The organism is Paralcaligenes ginsengisoli, assembly GCF_054781135.1.
On record NZ_BAAGUZ010000002.1, the window covers coordinates 276,235 to 295,013 of the forward strand.

The 18,779-nt window shown below is 58.3% G+C and carries 19 protein-coding genes; 5 read left to right on the forward strand and 14 right to left on the reverse strand.

The features are described 5' to 3' along the window. Positions 1-7 precede the first annotated feature (7 nt). From dctP to ACYVIS_RS01480, 8 genes are all read right to left on the reverse strand, one after another. On the reverse strand, positions 8-1,021 hold the full coding sequence (gene dctP, locus ACYVIS_RS01445) for a TRAP transporter substrate-binding protein DctP (RefSeq protein ID WP_232742318.1): 1,014 nt from the start codon (positions 1,019-1,021) through the stop codon (positions 8-10). A 152-nt stretch (positions 1,022-1,173) separates the two neighbouring features. Further along, positions 1,174-1,743 (reverse strand): cob(I)yrinic acid a,c-diamide adenosyltransferase, encoded by a 570-nt coding sequence (locus ACYVIS_RS01450; RefSeq protein WP_232742317.1) that lies wholly within the window; start codon positions 1,741-1,743, stop codon positions 1,174-1,176. A 52-nt stretch (positions 1,744-1,795) separates the two neighbouring features. Next, on the reverse strand, positions 1,796-2,692 hold the full coding sequence (locus ACYVIS_RS01455) for an ArgK/MeaB family GTPase (protein ID WP_232742316.1): 897 nt from the start codon (positions 2,690-2,692) through the stop codon (positions 1,796-1,798). Further along, positions 2,689-3,816 carry a CaiB/BaiF CoA transferase family protein gene (locus ACYVIS_RS01460; protein WP_460873068.1) on the reverse strand — a complete coding sequence of 376 codons (1,128 nt, stop codon included), beginning with the start codon at positions 3,814-3,816 and terminating at the stop codon, positions 2,689-2,691. Before ACYVIS_RS01460 ends, ACYVIS_RS01455 begins: the two co-directional genes overlap by 4 nt. Further along, complete coding sequence (locus ACYVIS_RS01465) at positions 3,813-4,229, reverse strand: cobalamin B12-binding domain-containing protein (RefSeq protein WP_460873069.1); 417 nt, start codon at positions 4,227-4,229, stop codon at positions 3,813-3,815. Before ACYVIS_RS01465 ends, ACYVIS_RS01460 begins: the two co-directional genes overlap by 4 nt. Then, on the reverse strand, positions 4,226-5,854 hold the full coding sequence (locus ACYVIS_RS01470) for an acyl-CoA mutase large subunit family protein (RefSeq protein ID WP_460873071.1): 1,629 nt from the start codon (positions 5,852-5,854) through the stop codon (positions 4,226-4,228). Before ACYVIS_RS01470 ends, ACYVIS_RS01465 begins: the two co-directional genes overlap by 4 nt. Beyond that, complete coding sequence (locus tag ACYVIS_RS01475) at positions 5,851-6,630, reverse strand: enoyl-CoA hydratase/isomerase family protein (RefSeq protein WP_460873072.1); 780 nt, start codon at positions 6,628-6,630, stop codon at positions 5,851-5,853. Before ACYVIS_RS01475 ends, ACYVIS_RS01470 begins: the two co-directional genes overlap by 4 nt. Positions 6,631-6,687: 57 nt before the next feature. Next, positions 6,688-7,422, reverse strand: a complete 735-nt coding sequence (locus ACYVIS_RS01480; protein ID WP_232742311.1) for an IclR family transcriptional regulator — start codon at positions 7,420-7,422, stop codon at positions 6,688-6,690. A 514-nt stretch (positions 7,423-7,936) separates the two neighbouring features. On the opposite strand from ACYVIS_RS01480, the gene ACYVIS_RS01485 reads away from it, so the two are divergent. From ACYVIS_RS01485 to ACYVIS_RS01500, 4 genes are all read left to right on the forward strand, one after another. Continuing rightward, positions 7,937-9,781: a TonB-dependent receptor domain-containing protein gene (locus ACYVIS_RS01485; RefSeq protein WP_232742310.1), complete on the forward strand. Its 1,845-nt coding sequence runs from the start codon at positions 7,937-7,939 to the stop codon at positions 9,779-9,781. 34 nt (positions 9,782-9,815) lie between these two features. Continuing rightward, positions 9,816-10,652 carry a cobalamin-binding protein gene (locus ACYVIS_RS01490; RefSeq protein WP_232742309.1) on the forward strand — a complete coding sequence of 279 codons (837 nt, stop codon included), beginning with the start codon at positions 9,816-9,818 and terminating at the stop codon, positions 10,650-10,652. A gap of 149 nt (positions 10,653-10,801) precedes the next feature. Continuing rightward, entirely contained in the window at positions 10,802-11,611 is an 810-nt protein-coding gene (thiD, locus tag ACYVIS_RS01495) for a bifunctional hydroxymethylpyrimidine kinase/phosphomethylpyrimidine kinase (RefSeq protein ID WP_232742308.1), read from the forward strand. 167 nt (positions 11,612-11,778) lie between these two features. Continuing rightward, a complete protein-coding gene (locus ACYVIS_RS01500) occupies positions 11,779-12,459 on the forward strand; it encodes a protein-L-isoaspartate O-methyltransferase family protein (protein WP_232742307.1) in 681 nt (226 codons plus the stop codon). A gap of 12 nt (positions 12,460-12,471) precedes the next feature. On the opposite strand, the gene rfaE2 is transcribed toward ACYVIS_RS01500, so the two are convergent. The 6 genes from rfaE2 to ACYVIS_RS01530 form a co-directional block, all read right to left on the reverse strand. Beyond that, positions 12,472-12,954 carry a D-glycero-beta-D-manno-heptose 1-phosphate adenylyltransferase gene (gene rfaE2, locus ACYVIS_RS01505; protein ID WP_460873073.1) on the reverse strand — a complete coding sequence of 161 codons (483 nt, stop codon included), beginning with the start codon at positions 12,952-12,954 and terminating at the stop codon, positions 12,472-12,474. Positions 12,955-12,995: 41 nt separating this feature from the next. After that, positions 12,996-13,850, reverse strand: coding sequence for a ferritin family protein (locus ACYVIS_RS01510; protein ID WP_232742305.1), 855 nt, complete (start codon positions 13,848-13,850; stop codon positions 12,996-12,998). A gap of 188 nt (positions 13,851-14,038) precedes the next feature. Continuing rightward, a complete protein-coding gene (gene ubiB, locus ACYVIS_RS01515) occupies positions 14,039-15,595 on the reverse strand; it encodes a ubiquinone biosynthesis regulatory protein kinase UbiB (RefSeq protein ID WP_232742304.1) in 1,557 nt (518 codons plus the stop codon). Between the two features lie 2 nt (positions 15,596-15,597). Further along, complete coding sequence (locus ACYVIS_RS01520) at positions 15,598-16,305, reverse strand: ubiquinone biosynthesis accessory factor UbiJ (protein WP_460873074.1); 708 nt, start codon at positions 16,303-16,305, stop codon at positions 15,598-15,600. Between the two features lie 90 nt (positions 16,306-16,395). Then, positions 16,396-17,376: a Tim44 domain-containing protein gene (locus tag ACYVIS_RS01525; RefSeq protein WP_232742302.1), complete on the reverse strand. Its 981-nt coding sequence runs from the start codon at positions 17,374-17,376 to the stop codon at positions 16,396-16,398. Positions 17,377-17,569: 193 nt separating this feature from the next. After that, positions 17,570-18,214 carry a TetR/AcrR family transcriptional regulator gene (locus ACYVIS_RS01530; RefSeq protein WP_460873076.1) on the reverse strand — a complete coding sequence of 215 codons (645 nt, stop codon included), beginning with the start codon at positions 18,212-18,214 and terminating at the stop codon, positions 17,570-17,572. A gap of 104 nt (positions 18,215-18,318) precedes the next feature. Here ACYVIS_RS01530 and ACYVIS_RS01535 point away from each other — a divergent pair, with 104 nt between their 5' ends. Beyond that, entirely contained in the window at positions 18,319-18,768 is a 450-nt protein-coding gene (locus tag ACYVIS_RS01535; protein WP_460873077.1) for a DUF2214 family protein, read from the forward strand. The last annotated feature ends 11 nt before the right edge of the window (positions 18,769-18,779 follow it).

The following is an 18,779-nucleotide window of genomic DNA, read 5'->3' on the forward strand; positions in this document are numbered from 1 at the left end:
GAGGGAATCATTTGTATAAAGCAAGGACTTCATCGAGCAACGGTGCCGCCGCAGGATTATCTTTCTTGAATTTTGGAAATGCATGCTCCTGGAACAAATCGTGCCAGCGGTTCCAGTCTTCGAGCGTCATTTGCTGAACCTTCACACCATTGTCGGCGAAGATTTTCGTCACCCGCGCATCTTCTTTCTTGGCACCCTCGAGAGCGCCTTGCTCAAGGCTTTTACCGACGTCCGACAGGATCTTCTGTTGCCCTGGGGTCAGCTTATTCCAGGTTTTCATGCTGATGGCAATAGGCTCGATGGTGTAGTAGATGCTGTATTTTTCGGGAGAAACATAATACTTGCTGACTTCGTAGAGCCGATAGGCTCCAAACGAACTGGATGAAGTCCAGACGGCGTCAAGCAGGCCCAATTGCATGGCGCTGTAGTTTTCCGATGACGGCATGGAAACCGTGCTTGCCTTGGCCTGTTGCAGCGCATACGACATGTATTTTCCCGCGGCGCGTACTTTTGCTCCGGCGACATCGGCGGGCGATGCAATGGGTTTCTTCGTCGATGCCACGCCACCGGAAATCTGGATCCAGCTAAGCGTTTTAAAACCGTAGGCTTCGGCTTTGGCTTCCAGCTTCCGCCATGGCTCGCTGGTGCGGAAACGAAACACATCGTCATGAGATTTCCATATTCCCGGCATCAGGATCAGGTTCATCTCGGGAATGGCGCCGGCGGCATAGATATAGGGATAAATGGCAAGATCCACCGTACCGTTTTTCAGGGCGGTGTGGGTATTGCTGGCCTTGACCAGCGATTCTGCCGGGAAAAACTGAATCTTGATTTCGCCTTTGGATCGTTTTTCAACCTCGTGCGCAAACTTGATGCCGGTGGCCACGACATAATCGGATTCAGCCTGCGGCCATTGATGCGCCATTTTCAGGGTGATTGTTTTGGCCGATGCAAGACCCGGCAGGCACAGAGCGGCAGCCATGCCTAAAGCCATAAATAAATTATTGTTTTTCGAGTTCATCCCTGTCTCCTGTTTATGATTTTTGTGCCAACAAATTCAGTATATGGAAAAACTATTCAATTTTATTTTACATTCAGAATGTGAGTTTGGGCAAGGACAAATTTTCGGCCGCCCCGAAGCAAATTCGAAGCAGGGTCGGCCTGGTTGATTGTTTACGTGGCGGAGGGCGAGTTCGACTCGGGCTCACGGCCCCACAGCACGTCGCCACAGCCTTCGGCCTGATTGATAATTCGAGCCAGGACGAAACACAGATCGGAGAGCCGGTTCAAATATTGCCTTACCGGTGGATTGACGGCGGCGCTCCGCCCAAGCGTGACGACTGCGCGCTCCGCCCGACGACAAATGGTGCGCGCCAGATGCGCCAATGCGGCGGCTCGCGACCCGCCGGGCAAAATGAACTCTTTAAGCGGCCCAAGCTTGGCGTTATAGCGGCGAAGATTGCCGTCCAGGTACTCTACGTGCCGCGCGGCTATGACCACATGCCCTGGAATGCACAACTCCGCCCCCAAATCGAACAGATCGTTCTGAACATGCTTGAACAAAGCGTCCAAGCCCTCGGGCAGCGGTTCTGTGCGCAACAAACCGATCATGCTGTTGAGTTCGTCCACGCTGCCCATGGCTTCGATGCGTGGCGCATCTTTATCGACACGGCTTCCATCTCCCAGGCCGGTAGTGCCCGCGTCGCCGGTGCGAGTCGCAATGATAGAAAGACGAGTTGCCATTTTTTTCGATTCCTTAAAATTTAAACGCCCGCAATGCGCCGATTCTGCCTGCTCATAGGCTTTTCCCAAGCCCATCGAGCACGGTCCGGTACTGTTCAACCAGCGACGATCCCAGGCAGGAGGGCGGCAGTTGATCAACGACGCGCGCGGCCTCCCGCTCCACAAGCCGCCGGATTCGATAACGGGCTCGCTCATGGAGAAGTTTCTCACGCACGCCATCTTGCTCGAGCAATCGACAATGCCGATCGATTTCGGCGGATAGATTCCGGATGCTCTCCGAGTCATCCGCCGCGGTAAGGAGTACCTGGGGAGTCCATCCCTTCAGTATGCGCTTGCTCATGCCGACGATGCGCTTGACATCCGCCGCCATTTTTCGCGCCCCCGGCAAATCGGATTTATTCACCACGACAATGTCCGCCATCTCCATGATGCCGGCCTTCATGGCCTGAATCACATCGCCGCTATCCGGCAGCAATACAAGTACCAGGGTGTCGACCTGCGGACGAACAGCGTATTCGGCCTGCCCCACCCCGACAGTCTCGATCATCACTTCATCGAATTCAAAGGCATCCATGACTGCCATGAGTTCCGGCAGATTGTCGGTGAGTCCGTCCGTTGCCGAGCGCGAGCCGAAAGAACGGATGTAAAGATCGCTTATCCCGGCCAATTCGTCCATGCGAATACGGTCGCCAAGAATAGCCCCGCCCGATTTCGGACTGGTGGGATCGATAGCCAATATACCAAGTCGTATACCTTCGGATCGTATTTGCGCAAGACGGCCGACCAGGCTGCTTTTCCCCGCGCCGGGCGGCCCGGTAAAACCAATACGGCGTGCCGTGTGCGTGAGGCACGCCCCACTGTCGGCCGCGAGGGCATCGTTGACCGTGGCATTAGCCAGGCGCGTCAGGGTCAGGCCAAGAGACCGGCGGTCGAGATCGGCTCGCTTCAACGCCCGTCCCCCGAAAGAATGTCGCCGCGATGCTCGTCGAGCAGCGGCGGCATGGCATATTCCGGTTCCGAATCGCTGAACTTGATGGGGCTTCCGATTGCCCGCAGCCGCTCGCTGCCATCGCCCAGTTGAACGATAAGATTGCGGTACTGGGTAAGGTCATTGTCAAGGGCGTCGCTCAGGGTACCGATCTCGGCGACCACGATTCCAAGCGGGGCCAGGCGCCTGACCCAGTCGCCGGCCGACGCCGTCAGCATGACTGCGCTGATGTCGGCAACAACAAGCTCACGATTTTGGCGGCGGCCCGACATGGTGGCAAAGCGCGGATCGGTCAGCCATTCGTCCTTCCCGAGTTCAACGCAGAATTTCTGCCAGAACTTGTCATGAGTGATGAACAGGGTGAGCCAGCCATCGGCCGATTTGAAAATCTGCGCCGGGACGATGTAAGGGTGCGAGGAGTTCGCCAGACGCTCCTGGCGCTCTCCGGCATTGAGCGTGGCGCCGGCCAGATAATTCAATTGCGACAGCATGACATCGTACATGGCGACATCGACCTGCCCACCTTTGCCATGAATGATTTTTGCCAGGAGGCCCAGCGCGGCCATTATGCCGGCGGAATTGTCGACTGCCGAGTAACCCGTCTTGGTGGGAGCCGAATCCGGATCTCCGGTCAGAGCCATAATGCCGGTCATGGCCTGAATTACGTAGTCGTACGCCGGCCTTTCGGCGTAGGGGCCTTCGAGCCCATAGCCGGTCAGGGCCACGCAGACCAGGCTTTCGTTCCAGACTTTCAGCGACTCGTAGGTCAGGCCCAGCTTCTTGATTGCGCTGGGCCGAAGATTGGTGATCAACGCCTGGGACGTCTTAAGAATCCCGCCCAGCGCGGCCTTCCCAAAATCGCTGGCGAGGTCCAGGACAATACTTTTCTTGTTGCGATTCAGGCTGGCAAAGTAAGCATTGTGCCGGCCAATCTGGTGAGGACTGATGCGCCTGCCAATGTCGCCGTCCTTGGGCTCGACCTTGATGATCTCGGCGCCAAGGTCCGCCAGCAACAGACCGCAGTAAGGGCCGGCCAGCATGTGGCCGATTTCAACGATCCGTATGCCTTCCAGGGGCCTGTTCATGACAATGCCCGGGCCAATGAAGCAACGACATCGTCAAGAGGCATATCGCTTGTATAGACGCCGGTCACTCCCATCGATCGCAATTGCTGCTGGTCTTCCGCCGGAATCGTGCCGCCCACGAATACCTTGATATCGCTGGCATTGAGGTCTTTCAATCTGGCGAATACGTCCTCGACGAGTTCCTTGTGGCTACCCGACAGTATGCTCAGCCCCACCGCATCGACGCCTTCATCCACGGCGACGCGCGCAATTTCCTGGGGGCTGCGGCGCAAACCCGTATAGATTACCTCGGCTCCCGCATCGCGCAGCGTGAGCGCGATGATCTTTGCACCAATGTCGTGCCCATCCAGCCCAGGCTTTCCAACCAGGATACGTTTACCCAGCAATGGGCGCTTGGTATCGAGTGCGTTCATAGATTTACCGGCTCCTTGAATTCGCCCCACTGTTTCTTCAGTGTGGAAACCATCTCGCCCACCGTCGCGTAGGCATGGCAACAATCGACCAGATACGGCATGAGGTTCTCCGTATCATTTGCAGCAGCCGTGGCCAGCCTGGCCAGCGTGGTATCGACGGCGTTCTGGCTGCGGGTATCCAGCACTTTCTGGAATTTTTCCAGCGCGCGTTTCGCTACGCTGTCATCGAGGCGGAAAATCTCATTGACGCCGGCCTGCTCGCCTTCCCGGCGGAAATGATTCTGGCCGACGATGACGCTTTCGCCCGAATCGGCCTTCTGCTTGCGCTCCAGCCCGCGCTGCGCCAGCCTTAATTGCAGCCAGCCGTCTTCGATGGCGGGAATGACCCCGCCATAAGCTTCTATCTCGTTCATCACGTTGACAATGGCTTCTTCCATCCTGTCGGTGTGCTGCTCCAGGAAGTAGCTGCCGCCCAGCGGATCGACCGTACGGGCAATCCCCGTTTCGTAGGCGATCATTTGTTGCGTGCGCACGGCAATTTCAGCGGAGAACTCAGTGGGGATCTGAAAGGCTTCATCGAAAGCGCACGTAAATATGGATTGCGCCCCGCCCATTACCGCCGCCATGGTTTCAACCGCTACACGCACGATATTGTTATAGGGCTGCGGAGCTACCAGGGAAGACCCGCCGCACACAACGCCAAACCGGAAATGCTGGGCTTTGGGATCCTTGACGCCATAGCGTTCCTTCATCAGTTTTGCCCACAGCCGGCGGCCTGCGCGGAACTTCGCTATTTCGTCGAAGAAATCCATGTGCACATAAAAGAAGAACGACAGGCGCTTGGCGAATTTTTCGACATCCCCTCCGCGGCTCTGCAGCTCGTCGACATAAGCCAGGCCGTTGGCCAGCGTGTAGGCCATTTCCTCGACGGCGGTCGCCCCCGCGTCGCGCACATGGGCGCCGGCAATACTGATCGCGTTGAAACGCGGGGACACATCGTTGGAATACAGGATGGAATCCGCGATGAGACGCATGGACGGCCGGACGGGGAATATCCAGGTGCCTCGCGCCACGTATTCCTTCAGGATGTCATTCTGAATGGTGCCGGTAAGTTTTTCACGCGCCACACCTTGCTTGTCGGCCACCGCAAGATACATGGCGTAGATGATGGCCGCCGTGCCATTGATGGTGAAGGAGGTCGAGATGCGCGATAAGTCTATCCCCTGGAAAAGAATCTCGGCTTCGCTCAGGTTGGATAGAGACACCCCGACTTTTCCGATTTCCGGCCGAGCCATGGCATCCGTCGGGTCAAAGCCGCATTGCGTCGGCAAATCGAGCGCAACGGATAAGCCCGTTTGACCTTGAGCCAACAAGAACTTGTAGCGCTCGTTCGACTCTTCGGCGGTGCCGAATCCGGAGTATTGCCGGATGGTCCACAACCTTCCCTGGTAGCCGTCCGGGAATATGCCCCGGGTAAAAGGATATTCCCCGGGCTTGCCAATATTTTCCGGGTGCACTGCCGAGGCATCCACTTGCGTGGGCACTTCAATACCCGCCGGGCTGGACAGCCCGACTGCCGGCGGCGCGAGTGCGGCCGCGTTCGATGTTGTTCCGTCTCGCGTCATTTCTTGCCCTTGGAAAGTATGTGGTCCGCTGCCTGCCAGTGATCGTCGTGAGTCCAGCTGGCGATCAAATGGCGCTGTTCGGCGTCGCGGCGCTCGGTATAGGAGCACCCCGTGCGCCAGGCATTTGCCTGTTCCTTGAGCGACCGCAAGATCAGACCGGAACGTTGAAGCAGGGGCTGGAGGAACTCCCGAGCGTCCTGGCCTTCGGGCCCGTCGGTAATCACGGCATCGGCCAGACCCCAGTCGAGTGCCATTTCGGCATGGATCATTTCGCATCGCGACATCATGCGCAGCGCCCGGGAGGCCCCCACCAGACTGCATAAATCGGTGCCTCCGCCCCACGCCGGCGTAATGGCAAGCCTGGCATGGATAAAGCCAATGCGGGCTGGAGCGGAGATCATGCGCATATCGCAGGCCAGGGCAAGCTCGGCCCCGCCGCCGATGGCATCGCCATTCAGATAGGCGATCACGGGGGTTTTGCAGTTGCGCACGGAATCCAGCGCGCCGCGCGCTTCGCTGCTCATGGCCCGGGTTGCCTCCGGCGTGCGTACCGACGACAAATCGACGAGATCGCCTCCCGCCGCGAAATAGCGTTCGCCCGCTCCCTGTATGACGATGAACCGGGTATCGGCATCGTCGCCATAGCGCGTCACCGTATTCGATAACTCTTCGAGTACCGAGCGCGAGAGCGCATTGTGCTTGCCGGCGCGATTGATCGTCAGCCAAATCTGGCCGTCGCCGCGGTCAGTAACGAGTATGTCTTTGTTGCTTTCCATTGAGTATGCACTTCCGGTCTATGCCGTTTGACTACGCGATCATCAAAAATTGCGGTATCAGAGCTTGATATTCTGGATGCACGACAACAACTGCGCCGGAATGTCGCCCGCCTTTTGTTCCATCCGGTTAAGCGGCCCCGCAACGGCCACCGCCAGCGTCATGGAACCCCGTTGCAAGGGAGCCGCAATCGCCATCACCTCGTCCACGTTCTCGCCTCGCGTAATGCTGTAGCCCCTGTCACGGCTTGCATCGAGATCGGCCATCAGTTTTTTTGCCGAGGTAATGGTTTGATCGGTTGCCTGAGCCAACTCGCGCGAACCCAGCCAATTGCGCAGCTCTGTTTCAGGCATCAGGCTCAGCATTACCTTGCCGATGGAACTTGAGTGCAAAGGCTTGAAGTCGCCGGCCCGCGATGAGTAGCGGATAGTCTGCTGGCTTTCGACGACCAGCAGATACAACACGCGGTCATCCTGGCGCGTGCCGAGAATGACGGTTTCATTCGTTGCATCGCGCAAAGCCGTAAGCGCCGGGAGGCAGCGCGTGGCAATAGGATCATTGGCGTTGATTTCGCGAGCCATGTCCCATAGGCGCCGCGTTGGATAGGTTTCACGCGCGGACAGGAAATATAAAAGGCCATACTGTTCCAGGGAATGAACGACGCTGTGGCAGGTCGACAATGGGATGCTGGCCAAATGTGAGATTTCGGAGAGCGTCAATGGCCTGCCGGCGGCGCGAAAAGCCTCCAGCATGTCGAAAGGTCGGAGGGCGGAGCGGCTAGGGTTGGCGATCATGGAGTATTTACCTGTTGAAAGAATGGAAATAGATGGGGCCAAAAGCCATTGGGTGTTTCATTGGCTCTAGATTACATCCGATACGGTAATTTCACAATAATGAATTAATATCTATTAATATTCCAAATAAAGAATTAGAATATATTTAGCCACTTAAAGCCTACTATTTTTCCCATATAAGGAGCGCCAACAAGCACGTTGTAGTCTTGTGCTACATTTTCACCCTGAAAGAGGTGCTTTCGGAGCAGCAACACAACATCTTGACGAAGCCAGTACAAGAGCTGCCCTGCGAAAGTTAAACGGGAAACAGACTGCATGCTCCGCCCCCACAGGGCGGCGCGCGCACAAACTGTGCTGCCCCCGCAACGGTAAACATGCCCAGGCATGCCAGCCCGACACCGGCCCCGATCACGGCATTTAGCTCATTCGCCCGCTGCGCAAAAACGCGGCAAGTGGAATGATTTGTTCACCCATCAATAACGTGCGGGGACGCGCGTTATGTTCAGGCCACATAATGGAACTCAAACTCTCCCGGCGGACACTCGCCATTCTTTCCTGCTTTTCGCCCTTTGCCGCCTCGGCTCAGTCCACTCCCCCAGTACCCCAGCTCGGCAATATCGTCGTAACGGCCAGCCGCTCTGCGCAGCTGGAAAGAAACGTACTGGGCGACGTCACAGTGATCGATCACAATGAACTGCAACAAGCCGGCCAGAGCAGTGTGGCTGAAGTCCTGGCGCGACAGCCTGGTATCGAGTTCTACAATAACGGCGGCCCGCAAACCAATACCGGAGTATTTTTACGCGGGACCAACAGCAATCAGACCCTGGTCTTGGTCGACGGCCTGCGCATCAACGGCTCGACGACGGGTAGCGTCAACTGGAACACCATCGATCCCGCGACGATAGATCACATCGAGATCGTCCGGGGCGCCGCAAGCAGCCTCTACGGATCGGACGCCATTGGCGGCGTAATCAACATCATCACGAAAAAATCGGGCGAAGACCGCCCGCTCAGCGTATACGGCAATATCGGCTACGGCACCTACGATACGTTCAAATCCAGCCTGGGCTTTTCCGGGGCCAGCGATGGCTGGGACTACAGCCTGTCATCGAGCATGGCGGAAAGCAGCGGCTTCAATGCAACCACTGCCTCGAATTTCTCGTACAACAAAGATGCGGACGGCTATTCGCAGCACACCCTGGCGGGATCGCTGGGATATCGCTGGCGGCCAGGACATCATATCGGCATTACCGCCTATAACGGCTATATCCGCGGCGATTACGATGCGGGCGGCATCAGTCCCGCCTATGCCATTACCCGCCAGCAAATCTACTCCCTGACCAGCACCGATGACGTCACCGATTACTGGCAAAGCGTCTTGCGTTTCGGCTTCAGCCGGGATCAAGGAGACGACCGGGCCTATCAGTCTATCTATGGCAGCCTGCAGCGCTCGTATTCGTGGCAAAACAACTTTCAACTAAGCAAAAACCAGCGCCTGTCGCTCATACTCGAACGCCTCGAAGAAAGAGCCATAGCCTCTACCGCCTATTCGGCCGATGCACGCAATACCAACGCCGCCGGGCTGGTTTATCGCGGCGATTTTGGACGCAACCATGTTCAGGCCAGCGTCCGCAACGACAATATATCGGGCTACGGCAACGAAACCACCGGCGGACTGGCATACGATTTTGACCTCAGCGACCAGTGGCGAGTGGGTGTGGCGGGCAACACGGGCTTCAAGGCGCCCACCTTTGCCGACCTGTATACCCCCATGGCCTTCGGCTATCAGGGCAACCCGAACCTCAAACCCGAGAAGTCCAGGAATATCGAAGCGAGCCTTCGCTATGAAACCGACACCACTCGCCTAAGCGTGGTGGCCTATCAAAACAAGGTCCGCGACCTGATCAACGGTTATGTATGCCCGGCCGACTCGGCATTCTGCACCGCTGAAAATATTGATTCGGCCACCATCCGCGGCGTAACGCTCTCGGGCCAGCGGCGCTTTGGCAATACCACGGTCCGGGCCAGCGCCGACTTCCAGAACCCGAAAAACGACGCCGACAGCAATCAGTTGCCCTGGCGTGCGCGGCAGATCTACCGGGCCAGCGCCGATCAGCGCATCGGGCAGTGGACGCTCGGCACCGAATACATGTTTGTCGGAAAACGCTACGATAACGCGGCCAACACCACCCCTCTGGGCGGCTACAGCCTTTGGAACCTGACGGCGAACTATGAATTCAATCGACACTTCACCGTGCAGCTCCGCTGGAACAATGTGCTGAACAAAGACTACGCCAATGCCTATGCTTACAACACGCCGGGCTCCAATGTGTTCGTCAATCTTGCCTGGCGCATGTAGCTGGCTGCGGCCTTGCGTGCTGGCGCTTTGCAGCATGGCGTTCGCAGCCCGGGCTGCGACCGGCACCCCGCAAGCACCGCAGAGCATCGGCGCAATATCCCCCCGACCGGCGATGCGGGCCATTACGCTTGCGCCGCACCTGACTGAGCTGATGTACGCGGCGGGCGCCGGCAACAGAATCGTCGCCACCGTGACCAGCAGCGATTACCCCGCCAGCGCCAAACTCATACCAAGGATAGGCAACGGTTTGAGCGTCAACATCGAACAGGTCCTGGCCCTCAAGCCCGATATCGTATTGGCGTGGCAGCCATCGGGAGCGGCCCAGACTCTCGCCCCTACGCTCGCGGCGCTGCATATCCCGCTGATTTACATGGCTCCCCGGCAATTGCAGGATATTCCCGCGGACATCGTGAAGCTCGGTGAACTGTTCGGCACCCAGGCCAGTGCCAGGCCTCAGGCGGCCGCATTGAGCCGGCGGCTTGCCGCGCTGGCGGCAAAGTATTCGGGGCGCCGCGTCGTTTCGGCATTCATCGAGGTTGGAACGGCACCGCTCTACACGATAGGGCACGATCCCCTGATCAACGACACCCTGCGGCTGTGCGGCGGGGTGAATGTCTATGCGCATACCGCGCTGGCAGCACCCCAGATCAGCGTCGAAAATGTGCTGGTCAAGCAGCCGGATGTCATCATCACCGCGGCGTCCCAGCCCACAAGCCAGGCACAGCGGCTTGCGTATTGGTCGCGCTTGCGATTGCCGGCCGCACTCAAGCATCATGTTTACGCGATCGACCCCGATGAACTGTTCAGGCCCGGGCCACGCCTTATCGCCGCCGGCGAAAAGCTGTGCCGGGAGCTGGATTGGGCTCGCTGAGCCCCCCTGTCCCGCGCCTCCCCGATTCAAAGCCATGGTTCCAAGCCGTACGCCACGGCGGTAAATCGTTTATTCTCTCAGCCTTGACGCGGCAGCGCGGCTCGCCCGGCCACGGAATGCCCGATTCCTAATCCAGATAAGCAAACCACATGATCCCCAATACGCTCACCATCGCCGGCGTAGACCCCTCCGGAGGCGCCGGCATACTGGCCGACATCAAAACCATGAGTGCCCTGGGGGCCTATGGCATGGCGGTCGTGGCCGCGCTGACCGCACAAAATACCCGGACGGTTGCCGGCATTTTGCCGATCCCGCCCGCTTTCGTCGCCGAGCAAATCGACACGCTATTCGCCGATGTACGCGTGGATGCCGTGAAAATCGGCATGCTGGGCCAACAAGCCGTGATACGGGCCGTCGCCGAACGGCTTGCCCATTGGCAGCCGGGACATCTGGTCATCGACCCTGTCATGGTAGCCAAAAGCGGCGATCACCTGCTGGAGCGCCAAGCGATCCACGAACTGCGCGACAATCTGCTGCCGCTGGCCACGATACTCACACCCAATCTCCCGGAAGCGGGGGTATTGCTTGGCTCCAGTGCGGTGGAAAGCCTGAAGGAAATGCGCAGGGTCGCGGAAAAGCTGCGGCGGCTGCTCAACGACCGCGGCGAGCGCTGGGTATTCCTGAAAGGCGGCCATTTGCCGGGCGATGACACCATCGATATCCTGTACGATGGCGATCGCCTGATCGAATTGCCGGGACAGCGCATCGACACACCCAATACCCATGGAACCGGCTGCACCCTGTCGGCCGCTCTTGCCGCGCTCCTGCCCCAGGCAAACGATGTGCCCGAGGCGGCGCGGCGCGCCAAAGCGTATCTCGTCGCGGCCATCGCCAAGTCCTCGGCCCTGGCCGTCGGCAAGGGGCACGGACCCGTTCATCACTTCCATGAATGGTGGTAGCCCTATAATGCGCAGCACAGCCCTCGTCCCAGACGCCGGGGGCCGGGCCCGCCGCCCGTCGATTCGCCCCAATGCCCCGCGCTTTATTCAATTTTCCCGGCATCGGGCAATGACGGCAGCGAATTAGTACAATACCGTACCTTTGATCAGCCTTGCATGCCTAGCCTATGAACGTTACAGCCCCCTCCGAAATTGAACTCGCTCGCTTCAATATGATCGAGCAACAAATCCGGCCATGGGAGGTATTGGATTCCCGCGTCCTGGAAGGGTTGTTTGCAATCCGGCGCGAACGCTTCGTTCCTCCGGCCATGCAGGGCCTGGCTTTTTCAGACGTCGAACTGCCGCTGGAAATCAATTCGGTCAACACCCGGGAAACTATGCTCTGCCCCAAGGTCGAAGCACGCCTGGCCCAGGAACTGCAGCTCAAGCCCAGCGATTGCGTGCTCGAAATCGGCACCGGCTCGGGCTATCAGGCAGCCCTGCTGGGATATCTCGCCCAACAGGTAACCAGTATCGAAATCAATAGCCGCCTGGCCGCTTTCGCGCAGCAAAACCTGCAGCGTAACCACGTTACCAATGTCAAGGTCGAAACGGGCGACGGGCATGCCGGATGGGGCACTACCGAATACGACGCGATCCTGGTCACCGGTTCGGTTCCCACCGTGCCCGACGCGCTCAAGTACCAATTGTGCATCGGCGGACGCATGGTGGTTGTGGTTGGCCAGTCGCCCATCATGACAGCCTGCCGCATCACGCGCACCAGCGCCGCCAGCTTCGATACCGTGGGCATTTTCGATACCGTCATCAAGCCTCTGCGCGGTGTATCGGTATCTCAGTTCAAGTTCTAGCCAAACCAGGCACTACTTTCGAATTCGATCCACCAGTGCTGTGGTAGACCGTTCGAACTCGAAAGGAATGGCCACCGCTTTGCCGCCCCAGCTTTTGACACTGGCGGTTTCAGGCAGGGTTTCCATATCGTAATCGCCGCCCTTCACGATAATGTCGGGCCGCAACTGCTCGATCAGGGCCTGCGGCGTATCCTCGTCGAAATCGGTAACGACCGTTACGCAAGCCAGGGCCGCCAGCAGGGCCGCCCGGTCTTCCATGCGGTTGAGCGGCCGCTCTGAACCCTTGCCCAGGCGCTTGACCGAAGCGTCGGTATTCACAGCCACGATCAGGGTGGCGCCCAATTGGGCGGCCGCGTCCAGATACGCCGCATGGCCTCGATGCAGAATATCGAATACGCCGTTGGTGAAAACGAGCGGCCGCGGCAGTTTCCCGGCCCCGACAGCGGCCACGCATGCTGCGCGCCCCAGAACTTTTGAATCGAAACGTGCCGGCATGCTCTGCAACTCTATTGGATGAACTGTCGCGCGAACGCGAATCAGGCGCCTGCCGGCTGTTCGCGCAACAGCCCCTTGCGGTAACGGTTGAGGTCCTGCACCGTGTTGAAGGTACTGTCCATCAACAAGGACATATTGTGCAGAATGCGCGAGCTGACCTTGTTTTCCCAGTCGTTATCGAAGCAGATCTGGTTATCGAGCCAATTCTCCAGCCAGCCTGGCGTGGGCAGCTTGGACTGAACCGTGTCGGCGGGGAACATGTCTTTGTTGACATGCAGGTTGGTGGGGTGCAAAGCCTGGGGTGTACGGTGCGCCGATGCCATCAGGACGCCGATCTTGGAAAATGCGATGCGTGCCTGATGCCCAAGCTCTTTGCCCTGGTTGATCAGGGCTCGCTTCATATAGCGCAAATAGGCCCCCGCATGACGCGCTTCGTCCTGGGAAATAATGCGGTAAATGGCCTTGATGACCGGCTCGGAATGCCAGTCGGAGGCACGGCGATACCAGTGATTCAAGCGAACCTCGCCGCAAAAATGCAGCATCAGGGTTTCAAGCGCGGGAGCGGGGTCGAACTCGAAGCGGACGTTATGCAATTCTTCTTCGGTGGGAACGAGCTCGGGGCGGAATCGGCGCAGATATTCGATCATGGCCAAAGAATGCTTTTGCTCTTCGAAAAACCAGATCGACATGAATGCGCAGAAATCGCTGTCATTGCGGTTATCGCGCAAAAACATTTCGGTAGCCGGCAAGGCCGCCCATTCCGTGATGGCATTCATCTTGATGGTATAAGCCTGTTCGTCAGACAGTTTGCTTCCGTCGAAATCGTCCCAGGGGATATCGGTAGCCATATTCCAGCGCACCGCTTCCATGGATTTGAACAATTCTGGATAAAGCATAAAAATCTCTCTTAAATTTTATCGAGACAATCTGGCGACTATCAATTCCCCGAGGCCCGCCAAACGCTACCCGCTTTTGTCGTTTCTGGCGATTGCCGCCAGAACATCTATATTAAAACTACTATTTATCAAAGATATGTCAGCGCTTGCATTATCTGGCTATAAAAATCGAAGCCTGCATATCCCGTTCAATGGCGTGTCAGCGCCCAGATGGCCACGCCCAGCGCAAGTGCCAACACACCCGCCACCGCCGCCAGCAAACGATTGGTTTGTTCCTGGGCGCGGCGCAGGCGTTCGACCTCGCTGTGCAACTGCGGCGCCATATGGGGACGCATAAGGTTCGCATGGATCAGACGCGGCAATTGAGGCAGCATTTGAGCCCATTGGCCAGCCTCTTTGTCCAGACGCTTGCGCAGGCCGGTCAGGCCGACACGTTCATGCATCCATTTTTCGAGGTACGGCTTGGCCGTTTTCCATAAATCAAGGTTGGGATCGAGATCCCGCCCCATGCCTTCGACATTCAGCAGGGTTTTTTGTAACAATACCAATTGCGGCTGAATTTCAACATTAAAGCGGCGCGAAGTCTGAAACAAACGTAATAATACCTGCCCAAGCGAGATTTCGGCCAGCGGCCGATCGAAATAGGGTTCGCAGACTGCCCGCACAGCGCCTTCGAGCTCTTCTTCGCGCGTCTGCGGCGGGACCCACCCCGACTCGATGTGCAATTGGGCCACACGTCGATAATCGCGTTGAAAGAAAGCCAGGAAATTCTGGGCCAGGTAGTTTTTATCGAACTCCGACAAAGAGCCGACTATGCCGAAATCGAGCGCGATGTAGCGCCCCAATGTCGCCGGAGCGTCCGACACATAGATGTTGCCGGGATGCATGTCGGCGTGGAAAAAACCGTCTGTGAAGACCTGCATGAAGAAGATCTCGACCCCGACGCGCGCCAACTGCTTGATATCGATGCCCGCCTCTTTGAGCCTGTCCATCTGGCTCACCGGTATGCCATGCATGCGTTCCATGGTGAACACGGTGGTCGCGCTGTATTCCCAAACAACCTCGGGGACCATGAGCAAATTTTCACGTCCGGTGCCCGGAGCGAAATTGCGCCGCAGTTGGCTGCAATTGGACGCCTCGCGAATCAGATCGAGTTCATCGTGCAGGTACTTGTCGAATTCGGCCACCACTTCGCGCGGCTTCAAGCGCCGGCCATCCGGAGCCAGGCGTTCGACCAGGCCGGCAATGGCTTTCAGCAGGGTCAGGTCTTTTTCTATGATATCCAGCATGCCCGGCCGCAAGACTTTCACAGCGACTTCACGGCCATCGTGCAGCACAGCCAGATGCACTTGCGCTATGGATGCGGATGCCACCGGATCGGTATCGAACTGCTTGAACAATTCATGCGGAGAGGCACCCAGCGCCGCCTCGACGCAAGCCGCGGCCTGATCGGAAGGAAATGGCGGCACCCGGTCCTGCAAGCTCGCCAGCTCGGTGGCGATATCCAGCGGGATCAAGTCGCGACGCGTGGAAAGAACCTGGCCGAACTTCACAAAAATAGGCCCCAAAGACTCCAGAGCCAAGCGCAGGCGTACCCCACGCGGCATTTTAGGCGGGCGCCCAAAACGCACGACACGCAACAAACCGTTGGCGATCGGATGCTTGATCCCCGACAGTACCAGCTCGTCGAGACGATAGCGCAGCGCCACAAAAATAATGCGAACCAAACGTAGAAAAGTCAGCATCGTCAGGCCCTGCGCACCGTGCCGGACATCCCGGACTCTAGCCTGGAGACACGGTGTTCGAGCACGTCAAGCCTAGCCTGCGACGCCCGCAGCCGCGCGAGCCGCTCTTCAAAAGAGGGGCGCCCCACCAGCAGCTCGCCCTCTTCAGACAAATATTCGCCCACGTTGCCCGCCAGCCGCTCGCCGGCTCTTTGCAAGCTCGCGGAAACCGACTTGAAACCGCTCACCATGCGCAAGGCCGCCACATCGCCGAACAAGCGAGCCAGGTCGGACTCCACATCCCAGCGCAGGTCGCGCGCCAGGTCGGAAACCACGTGCGCCAGTCCGGCGTCGCCCTCTACGTGCATGAGGGCCGCTATTTCGGTTGGATCGCCGGCGCGCAATACGGCCGGAAGATGGCTGAGCTTGTCTGCCGGGATCGTCAGCGTTACATCCGGCACAATGGCAGGATCGGATGCCTCGACATAGCCGTCAGCCCGCAGAGTCAGGCTCAGGCTGATTCGCCCCAGTACAAACCGCAGGGTTTTACCGGCATGGCGACTTAAACGCTCCCGCGCCCATTCTTCGCGCTGCAACAACTTGTTGAGCGTACGCGCGAAAACGGCGGCCGGGGTCAGGAAAGACGGAATTGGAAGCATGCTCGGGAACATTCGCGACATGCGCGAAGCTATTTTTGGCTGGCGAAAGCTCAAGTTTAACGGTTTTGCCATGAAAAATGCCTGAGCACGCAGCTCAGGCACTGGAAGGAAAGCAAAACGCGCTTGCGAGCCAAGCGCGCAGTGTTGGCCAAAGGCCCTTATTTAGCTGGCAAACTCCAGCGGAATCTGCTGTATGCCGGCCAACAACCAGCCGGCGTTTTCGGCTTTGTACAGATTCCAGACCTCTTCGAAGCGGAATGCCTCGGCCTCTTTGGATTCGCGCAACATGCCCGAATACCGGACGCTTGCCAGATACCCGCCCGATACCGATTCGATGCCAAGCAGTTCGGCGTTGAGCAGCACCACCTCGGTTTGCGTGGTGCCGTCGCGGGCCAGCACCTGCGGCTTAAGCTCGGCAATCAGGTCGTCGGTCAGGTAGTCGGTGAGCTTTTTGACGTCGCCGCTATCCCATACGGCTTGGATCGCCACGAACTGCGCCTTGGCCTGGGCAAGAAACTCGGGCGTGTTGAAGTCGCCCGGGATGAACCATTTTTCATCGACGGGCGCGGCCGGTGCCGGCGCAAAAGCGGCCGCAGACGGCGCCGCAGCCGCGGGTATGTCTGCCTGACGGTGCGAATCTTGCTGATTTGCGTAGCTGCGATCGGGAGGCGCGGCAGCGCCGGCCGCCGCCCTTTGCATAAGGGAATTACCCGACGCCGCACGCACGCGGCGCACAATGTACAGGACGCCAAACACCAGGATGGCGATCAGGGCAAGGCTGGAGAGCATCTCTAGAAAAGCGCCCGACAGGCCAAGATGCGACAACAGGGACGCAATGCCCAGGCCGGCGGCAATACCCGCGATGGGGCCCAGCCAGCGCGACATGCCGCTTTTGGCCGCTGTGCCGGCTGCTGCGGCACCCGCCGTGCCCGCGGCCGCTGCCGGAGCAGCCGTACGCGGCATGGCCGTTGCCGCAGGCGGCGTAACAGCCTGGCGCTGCTGCGTAACATTGGACGATTGCCGGCCGAAACTGCCGCCACCGCCCATGCGCCGGGCCTCGGCGTCGAAGGACGTCGAAAGCATTGCGCCCGCCGATACCACCAGCATGGCAATGGCCAAAAGCCGTGAAAACCGTTGAGACATTAACTGTGCTCCTGTAGGGGCCGGGCAATATACCCGGCCGATCCATTAATTTAAAACCATCATAGGGCAGGCAAAGCAAGAAACTTACTAAAACCTGAATAGCATCTTAAACTAAGACGGACCAGGGAGCAATAAGTTCCGCATGTAAAGACCGCCCTGGAAATCAATGGATGGTAGCGTACACGGGGCCGCTTTACAGCCCCTTTTCGACCATATCCAGCAGCCTCTGCCCGATGGCATTCCTTTGTCCCGGGGATGCGCCATGCAAAGGCCCGTCGGCGGCAAGCAAGGCCAGGCCGTGCACCGCGGACCACGCCAGATATTCCGCGCCAGGACGGCGTTCGGGTGGCAATGCGCCGGCATCCACAAGCGCGTCCAGCGCGGTGCTCAGCAATTGAAAAGGATTCAGGCCGCTGCGCCCGGTTTTGGCGGGATCGGTATCGCCTTCGACTTCTTCCACAACCGAGAACGCCGTGTGAAACAAACCCCGTTCGGCATCGGCGAATCGCAAATAGCCAACACCCACCGCCCGTAGTTTGGCGCGCGCGGATTCGACCGCGGGCAGGCTATTGTCAATCTGGGCCAATTCGGCTTCCATGGCAACAGCCAGTTCCGACAAGGCCGCGGCACGCACTGCTTCGAAGAGGTCCTGCCTGCTCGCAAAGTGCCTGTAGGCCGCATTGGGAACCACGCCCGCCTGCCGGGTCACTTCTCGCAAAACGACAGCATCGGGGCCTCCCCTGCGTGCAAGCGCGACACCGGCGTCCAGCAGCGCGCGCCGCAGATCTCCGTGGCGATAGCTTGTGCGCCGCTGCGGTTTTTTTATTGCAACTGGCATCGTTTCTCCATGTGTACACTGTCCATTATATATGCTACATTTTTGTGTACACCGTACACAATTACAGTAGGTGCGGGCAAACCCTCGGCCAACGGAAAACATTCATGAGCTCATTATTCGCATTCCTGCACCATATTGCCGCGTTTACCCTGATATCTGCACTGGTCGTCGAATGCGTGCTGTTACGAGAGGCCGTCACGGTTTCAACAGCACGCAAAATATTGACTACCGACACCATTTTCGGCGTATCCGCAGGCATCATTCTCGTTATCGGGCTGATTCGGGTTTTCTATTTCGAGAAAGGCGCAGGCTACTATTTCAGCAACGGTCCGTTCCTGGTCAAACTGACGCTCTTTGCTCTTATCGGCTGTCTGTCGATTTACCCAACAAAACAGTTCCTGTCATGGCGCCCCGCGACCAAAACCGGGCAAGCACCCGCCATCGGCAACGGCACTCTGCGAAAATTGCGGACAACCATTTACCTGGAAATGACTGCCGCCGTTTTCCTGATTCTTTGTGCCGCGCTTATGGCGCGCGGCATCGGCAGCTTCTGACCCGCTTCTTT